At 63.5% G+C, this 7,771-nt stretch carries 6 protein-coding genes; all 6 read left to right on the top strand.

Annotated elements, in window-relative coordinates:
- On the top strand, positions 1-696 hold a 696-nt coding region (locus tag ABJF10_RS27465), incomplete at its 5' end, for a sigma 54-interacting transcriptional regulator (protein ID WP_348547820.1).
- A 136-nt stretch (positions 697-832) separates the two neighbouring features.
- The gene (locus ABJF10_RS27460) at positions 833-1,684 is read left to right on the top strand and encodes a sugar phosphate isomerase/epimerase (RefSeq protein ID WP_348547819.1); all 852 of its coding nucleotides are present in this window, start codon (positions 833-835) and stop codon (positions 1,682-1,684) included.
- 6 nt (positions 1,685-1,690) lie between these two features.
- Positions 1,691-2,242: a DUF4337 domain-containing protein gene (locus ABJF10_RS27455; protein ID WP_348547818.1), complete on the top strand. Its 552-nt coding sequence runs from the start codon at positions 1,691-1,693 to the stop codon at positions 2,240-2,242.
- A 170-nt stretch (positions 2,243-2,412) separates the two neighbouring features.
- Positions 2,413-2,673: a hypothetical protein gene (locus tag ABJF10_RS27450; RefSeq protein WP_348547817.1), complete on the top strand. Its 261-nt coding sequence runs from the start codon at positions 2,413-2,415 to the stop codon at positions 2,671-2,673.
- Between the two features lie 307 nt (positions 2,674-2,980).
- On the top strand, positions 2,981-6,190 hold the full coding sequence (locus ABJF10_RS27445) for a PSD1 and planctomycete cytochrome C domain-containing protein (protein ID WP_348547816.1): 3,210 nt from the start codon (positions 2,981-2,983) through the stop codon (positions 6,188-6,190).
- Between the two features lie 3 nt (positions 6,191-6,193).
- Positions 6,194-7,675, top strand: a complete 1,482-nt coding sequence (locus ABJF10_RS27440; RefSeq protein ID WP_348547815.1) for a DUF1501 domain-containing protein — start codon at positions 6,194-6,196, stop codon at positions 7,673-7,675.
- The last annotated feature ends 96 nt before the right edge of the window (positions 7,676-7,771 follow it).

Genomic DNA, 7,771 nt, shown 5'->3' with positions numbered 1-7,771 from the left:
CTCGATGAAATCGCCGATATCTCCCCGGCCATCCAGGCGAAGCTCCTGCGCTTCGTCGAGGAGCACACCTTCACCCGGGTCGGCGGCCGCGAGGATTTGCGGGTCGATCTCCGGCTCATCACCGCGACGAACAAAGACCTCCGCGAAGAGGTGCGCACCGGCCGCTTCCGCGAGGACCTCTACTACCGCCTGCACGTTCTCGAGATCGGCATGCCCGCGCTGTGCCAGCGCCCCGGCGACATCCCCGCGCTCGCCGCCTATTTCCTCGGCTCCATGGGCGGGTCGCATCCGCGCCAGCTCGCGGCCACCACGCTCGACCTGCTCCAGCGCTACCCCTGGCCGGGCAACGTGCGCGAATTGCGCAACGCCCTCGAGCACGCCATCGCCGTCTCCAATGGCGGCATCATCCTGCCGCATCATCTGCCCCGCGAAATGCGTGACGCCGAAGGCGCCGCGCCCGCCGCCACCGACGCCCTCGACACCGCGCTCGGTGCCTGGCTCCAGCGCCAACTCGCCGCTGGCGCGACCTACCGCGAGATGCACGACGCCCTCGAATCCATGGCCCTCCAGCACCTCCTCGCCCACTTCGGCGGCAAGCCCACCGTCCTCGCCCGCGAAACTAAAATGAACCGCGTCACCCTTCGCAAAAAAGTCCTCCGTCACACCCGCGGCGAAGAAACGACGAAGGAGGAATAGCCACGAAAAGGCACAAGGGACACAAAAGGGAGTTTTCCGCGCCTTTCCCTTTTTGTGTTTTCTGCGCCTTTTCGTGGCCATCCTTCTGCCTTTCGCATTGCGAGATTCCACGTAACCCAACATTCTCCCACTCACCGTGAAACTCCCCCTTCGCTCCCTCCTCCTCGCCCTCGCGGCCATCACCTCCTCCGCCCTCGCGCAGTCCCGTGACGATTCCGCGGCCGAAAAGCTCGGCTGGCATCTCGCCACCAAGGCCTACACCTTCCGCGCGATCACGCTCTACGAGACGATCGATATCACCCACGCGCTCGGCTTGAAATATTTCGAGCTCAATCCCACGCAAAAGCTCAGCCCGGAAAACCCGGTCAACACCAACGACACTCTCCCGCCCGAACTGCGCGCCGCGCTCAAGTCGAAGTTCGCCGCCGCCGGGATCAAGGTCATGAATTACGGCGTCGTGAAGCTGACCAAGGACGAAGCCGCCGATCGCAAAGTCTTCGACTTCGCGAAAGAGATGGGCATCGAGACCATCGTCTCCGAGCCCGAGGATGGCTCCTTTGACCTGCTCGACAAGCTCACCGCCGAATACGGCATCAACGTCGCCATTCACAATCACCCGCAGCCCTCGCATTACTTCGATCCCGAGACCGTGCTGGCGGCCATCAAGGGCCACAGCGCGCGCATCGGCGCCTGCGCCGACACCGGTCACTGGACGCGCTCCGGGCTCAACGCCGTCGATTGCCTCAAGAAGCTCGAGGGCCACGTCATCACGCTGCATTTTAAGGACGTGAACGACCAAAAGAAAGACGTCGTCTTCGGCACCGGCCAGACGGATATCAAGGGCATGCTCGCCGAGCTTAAGCGGCAGAATTTCCATGGCGTCTTCTCCATGGAGTACGAGAGCGGCGCCGCTGGGGAACAACTCGTCAACGAACTCAAGGAGTGCATGGCCTATTTCGACCGCGAGGCCGCCAGTCTCAGTCACTGAACATCTATGGAGCACCCCGAAGTCCCACTCGAACAGGTGCAGGAGCACATCGAACATCACGCCCACCACGAACCGGACAGCTTCATTCCCAAGGTCGCCTTGAGCACGGCGATCATCGCGGCTTTCGCCGCCATCGCTTCCCTGCTCGCCGGCGACCACGCCAACGAGGCCATGGTCAGCCAGATCGAGTCCTCGGACCAGTGGGCGTTTTTCCAAGCCAAGAGCATTAAGGCCGCCGTGCTCAGCACCAAGATCGCGCTCATCGAGAGCCAGGGCAAAAAAGCGTCCGAGAAGGACGAGGAGAAGATCGCCGAGTACGGGAAGGAACAGGAAGAGATCAAGAAGGAGGCCGAAGCGAAACATCACGAGGCCGAGATCCATCTCACCCGGCACAAGCTGCTCGCCGGTGGCGTCACGCTGCTCCAGATCGCCATCGCCGTCGGCGCCATCTCCGCGCTCACCAAGCGCAAGGCCTTCTGGGGCGTGAGCCTCTGCTTCGGTCTCGTCGGCGTCGCCTTCCTGCTGCGTGAGTTGCTCTACACGCTGCACCCCGGTTGAGGTGACGTTGTAGCCGGGTTCACTGAACCCGGTCCCCATGACCTCGGCCACCGAATTGCTTTTATGGTCAGACCTGCTAATATCTTCGGAGTGAAAGACGGAAGGATTGACGGCAGTAGGCAGACGCGGCCTCTTTCACCCGATTGGCTTGTGGATAGAACACCCTCATCATGTCCCGTGACATAGACCAGATCATCGAACGGCTGACCGCCGGCTTCCCGCACATCCATGTCCGGCGGTTGCCCGTGCCGCATCTCACCGACGACGGCGGCCTGTGGCTGCTCGCCCTTCCCGACCGCGGGACCCAGGTTCAGGTTGGATCGGGCGACGGCAACGGCCCCTTCCTGATCGAGTCGGATCACGGCCAATCCAGCTTCCACGTCCCCAATGTTTCCCAAGCCGTCTCCATCATCCGCACGCTGCTCCTGTGAATGCGCTCCAGAGTAACTCCGACGTGTTCCGGCCACTTCCGACCTTTGATTTCGGCTGCCCACCGTCCCTGCGCTCCGGGGGGAGTGGAGCTCAATCAAGGCCGGTCAAGGCCAGTCAAGGTCACTCAAGCCGGAACAAGGCAGGAAATTTTCCCCGGGAGCCCTTAGCCTCTGACCCGGACAGTTCCGCGTAGTTCCGACCTTTCAATTGCCGGGAGCTGCGCCTTACGCAACTTCGTAACCGGGTTCCTTCGCCGTGCAGCTAAGCTTCCGCTATCCTCGACCATTCTCTGATAGCCCCCTGAATATGCGACGCCTTTACCGTCCAGTCTTTGCCCTTTTCGCCCTCGCCCTGCCACTGCCGGGTTCTCTCCACGCTGCGGAGGAAAAGGTGCAGTTCAACCGCGACATCCGGCCGATCTTCTCGGACACCTGCTTTCAGTGCCATGGCCCGGACGAAAAGAAGCGCAAATCCGGCCTCCGTCTCGACACGCGCGACACGGCGGTGAAGCCGGCGGAATCGGGCGCCATCGCCATCGTCGCCGGCAAGCCGGAGGAGAGCGAACTGGTGAAGCGGCTGGAAGCCACCGACCCGGACGACATCATGCCGCCGGCCAAGCTGCATAAGAAGACCACCCCGGCACAAATCGCCACGCTCAAGAAATGGATCGCCCAAGGCGCCGAGTACCAAGGGCACTGGGCGTTTATCAAACCCGAGCGCCCCGCCGTGCCGAAGCTCGCGGAAATCAAGCTCCCGAACGCCGCCTGGAAGAATGGCGCGGATGGCGTGAGCGACTGGAACGTCAATCCCATCGACGGTTTCCTTTTGAAAAATATGGCGTCGAAAGGGCTGACCCCGTCGCCCGAAGCGGCGCCCGAGACCGTCATTCGCCGCATGTCGCTCGATCTCACCGGCCTGCCGCCCACCCCGGCGGAAGTCGACGCCTTCGCGCGGGCTTGGAAGACGAACGGCTCCCGCGCCGCCGTGGACAAGTTGGCGGACAAACTCCTCGCCTCGCCGCGTTATGGCGAGCGCATGGCTGTCCAATGGCTCGACTTCGCGCGCTACGCCGACAGCAACGGCTTCCAGTCCGACTCCAGCCGCCAGATGTGGCATTGGCGCGACTGGGTCATCGACGCCTTCAACCGTAACATGCCCTTCGACGAGTTCACTCTCGAGCAACTCGCCGGCGACATGATCCCAAACGCCACGCGCGACCAAATTGTCGCCTCCGGCTTTCAGCGCAACGGACGACTGAACGGCGAAGGCGGGCGCATCGTGGAGGAATGGTTCGCGGAGACGATCATCGACCGCGTCGAAACCACGGGGATGACGTGGATGGGCCTCACCCTCGGCTGCGCTCGGTGTCACGACCACAAGTTCGACCCGATCACGCAGAAGGAATTCTACCAGTTTGGCGCGTTCTTCAATTCCAGCGACGAAAACGGCGTGCTCGATGATTTCGGCGGCTCCGCCGGGACCCGACGCGGTGGCAATTCGCGGCCCGTGCTCGCCCTGCCCACGCCCGAGGAGGAAGCGCAAATGGCGAAGCTCGATGCGGTGGTCAAGACCGCGCAGCAGCACGTGGCCGAGGCGCAGAAACAATTGCCGCAGTTGGAAAAGGATTGGGAAGTGAAGTTCCGCGAACAGTTGCAGGGCAAGACGCCCGCCTGGCAGATGCTCGCCGCCGAGGCGAAAAGCGAAGGCGGCGCGACGCTCACGCGATTGGAGGACGGCACCTGGCTGGCCGGCGGCAAGAACCCGCCGAACGACACCTACACCATCACCGCGCCCATCGCGCCGGGGGATTTCAGCGGACTGCTGCTCGAAGCGTTTCCCGATCCGTCGCTGCCCGGCCAGAGCCTCGGCCGCAACAGCAACGGCAACTACGTCCTCACCTCGGTCGAGGCGGAGATCAGCGCGCCGAGCCTGCCCCAGCAGCTCGTGGCCGATTTCACGCGCGCCGAGGCCGACTACGAGCAAAAGGGCTACGAGGTGAAGTTGATCGTCGAGGAAAACTCGCCGAAGCGCGGCAAGCAGAAGGCGAAGAAAGGCTGGGCGATCGATGGCAACGACCCGGCGAAGAAAGTCCCGCGCAAGGCGATGTTCATCACCAGCACCCCGCTCACCATTCCGCCGGACGCCACGATCATGATCCGCCTCAAGCACGAGGCCATCGCCAATCACAACATCGGGCGCTTCCGCGTGAGCGCGACGTCGCTCCCGCCGAGCGTCGTAAAATTAAATGGCGGCGAAACGCCGAAGGACATTCGCGACACGCTGAACATCGAATCCGCCAAGCGCACTCCCGCGCAACGCACCGCGCTGCTGAAGTTCTATCGCGACAACACCGACAACCCTGCCTCCCGCGCCGAGAGCGCGCTGGCCGAGGCGAAGAAGAAGTTCGACGATTTCAAGAACGACCTGCCGAACACCATGGTCATGAAGGAACTGCCGCAGCCGCGCGAAGCCTTCATCCTCATCCGCGGCGAATACGACAAGCACGGCGACAAGGTCGAGCGCGGCCTGGCCGCCGCCCTGCCGCCGTTGCCCGCCGGCGCCTCGATGGACCGGCGGGGTCTCGCGCAATGGCTCACCGCGCCCGAGAATCCGCTGACCGCCCGTGTCTGGGTGAATCGTGCGTGGGAAAAATTCTTCGGCATGGGAATCGTCCGCACCACCGAGAACCTCGGCTCGCAGTCCGAGTGGCCCAGCAACCCCGAGTTGCTCGACTATCTCGCCACGGAATTTGTTCGGCTGAAGTGGGATATGAAGGCCATGCAGAAGCTGCTCGTGACCAGCGCCGCCTACCGGCAGTCGTCCAAGGTCACGCCCGATTTGCAAGAGCGCGATCCGGAGAACCGCCTCCTCGCGCGCGGCCCCCGTTTCCGTCTGCCCGCCGAATTGCTGCGCGACCAGGCGCTCGCCGTCAGCGGTCTGCTCGTGGAAAAGCTCGGCGGCCCGAGCGTGCGGCCTTACATGCCCGAGGGTGTGTGGGATGAGACCAGCCGCTACGGCGACATGCGCAACTACAAGATCGACGCCGGCGACGGCCTCTACCGCCGCTCGCTCTACACCATCTGGAAGCGCACCGCCTCACCGCCCACGATGATGATCTTCGATTCGCCCACGCGCGAAATCTGCACGGTGAAACGTTCACGCACGAACACCCCGCTCCAGGCCCTCTCGCTACTCAACGAAGTGACCTTCGTCGAGTCCGCCCGCGCCCTCGCCCAACGCATGATCTTGGAAGGTGGTACGACGCCCGAGCAGCGCATCGCCTGGGCCTTCCAGCGCGCCACCGGCCGCGCCCCGAAACCGACCGAGTTGCAAGTGCTGGCCAGCGGCTTGAACACCAGGCTCGCCCGCTATCAGGCCGACGAAGCTTCCGCGCAGCAACTCATCGCCTTCGGTAAATCGAAGCCCGATGCGAAGGCTGATCCGAAAGAGCTCGCCGCCTACACGCTCACCGCCAACGTCCTGCTCAACCTCGACGAAGTCATCACCCGGGAATAAGCCATGAACTGCAACGACCACTCCTTTCTGAATCTCGCGTGGAAGCAGCAAGCCGCGCTCACCCGCCGCACTTTCCTGCAGCGCTCCGCTTCCGGCATTGGCCTCGCCGCGTTGGGCGCGCTCCTCGGTGACCGGTTGATCGCGGCACCGGCGAAATCGCCGACCGGCGGCCTGCCCGGCTTCCCGAACTTCGCCCCGAAGGCCAAGCGCATCATCTATCTCTTCCAATCCGGCGCCCCGTCGCAGATGGACCTTTTCGACCCGAAGCCCGAGCTATCGAAGCGTCGTGGTGAAGATCTGCCCGATTCCATTCGCAAGGGGCAGCGGCTCACGACGATGACTTCCGGGCAGAAGAAATTCCCCGTCGCGCCCACGATCTTCAACTTCGCCCCCCATGGCCAGAGCGGCATGGTCCTGAGCGAATTGCTCCCGCACCTCGGCGAAGTCGCCGACGACCTCTGCATGGTGCGCTCGCTCTTCACCGAGGCCATCAACCACGACCCGGCGATCACCTTCATGCAAACCGGTTCGCAACTCGCCGGCCGGCCCAGCATCGGCTCGTGGGTCGGCTACGGCCTCGGCAGCGAGAACAAGGATCTGCCGTCGTATGTCGTCCTCACCTCCTTCGGCACCGGCCGCCGCGACGACCAACCGCTCTACGACCGGCTCTGGAGCTCCGGCTTCCTGCCGTCGAAACATCAGGGCGTCAAGTTCCGCAACACCGGCGACCCCGTCCTCTATCTCTCCAATCCGCCCGGCGTCGATCGCGACTCGCGCCGCGAGACGCTCGACGAACTCAGTGCGCTCAATCAGCAGCACCACGACGTGCTCGGCGACCCGGAAATCCAGACGCGCATCGCGCAGTATGAAATGGCCTTCCGCATGCAGGCCAGCGTTCCCGATCTCACCGATATCTCCAAGGAATCCCCCGACATCCTCGAGATGTACGGGCCGGATGTGAAGACCCCTGGCACCTACGCCTCGAACTGTCTCCTCGCCCGCCGCCTCGCCGAACGCGACGTCCGCTTCATTCAACTCTTCCACATGGGCTGGGACCATCACGGCGGCCTGCCCGCCGCGATCAAGGGCCAGTGCCACGACACCGACCAACCCACCGCCGCCCTGATCAAGGACCTCAAACAACGCGGCCTGCTCGACGACACGCTCATCGTCTGGGGCGGCGAATTCGGACGCACCGTCTATTCGCAAGGCACGCTGACCGAGGACAACTACGGCCGCGACCACCATCCGCGTTGCTTCACCGTCCTGCTCGCCGGCGCCGGCATCAAGCGCGGCCTCACCCTCGGCGAGACCGACGACTACAGCTATAACATCGTCAAAGACCCCGTCCACGTGCACGACCTGAACGCCACCATCATGCACCTGCTCGGCGTCGACCACACTCGCCTCACTTACCGCTATCAAGGCCGCGACTTCCGCCTCACCGACATCAGCGGCAATGTGGTAAAGGCGATTCTCGCGTAGGGGTTGCGCTCGGGTGGATGAACGCGAAGCGATCGAAAAAACCTGTCATCCTTGTATATCGCCCAACGCGACGAATCGTGATGATTTGCGCGTGAC

Source organism: Chthoniobacter sp. (assembly GCF_040003245.1).
In the GTDB taxonomy this organism is placed as follows: Bacteria; Verrucomicrobiota; Verrucomicrobiia; order Chthoniobacterales; family Chthoniobacteraceae; genus Chthoniobacter.
Note: the sequence above shows the minus strand (reverse complement) of the source record. Positions and strands in the feature narration are given on the sequence as shown.

Excerpts from the sequence above, each read along its gene's own strand:
- ABJF10_RS27455 (WP_348547818.1), top strand. The coding sequence starts at position 1,691 with ATGGAGCACCCCGAAGTCCCACTCGAACAGGTGCAGGAGCACATCGAA.
- ABJF10_RS27450 (WP_348547817.1), top strand. The coding sequence starts at position 2,413 with ATGTCCCGTGACATAGACCAGATCATCGAACGGCTGACCGCCGGCTTC.
- ABJF10_RS27445 (WP_348547816.1), top strand. The coding sequence starts at position 2,981 with ATGCGACGCCTTTACCGTCCAGTCTTTGCCCTTTTCGCCCTCGCCCTG.
- ABJF10_RS27440 (WP_348547815.1), top strand. The coding sequence starts at position 6,194 with ATGAACTGCAACGACCACTCCTTTCTGAATCTCGCGTGGAAGCAGCAA.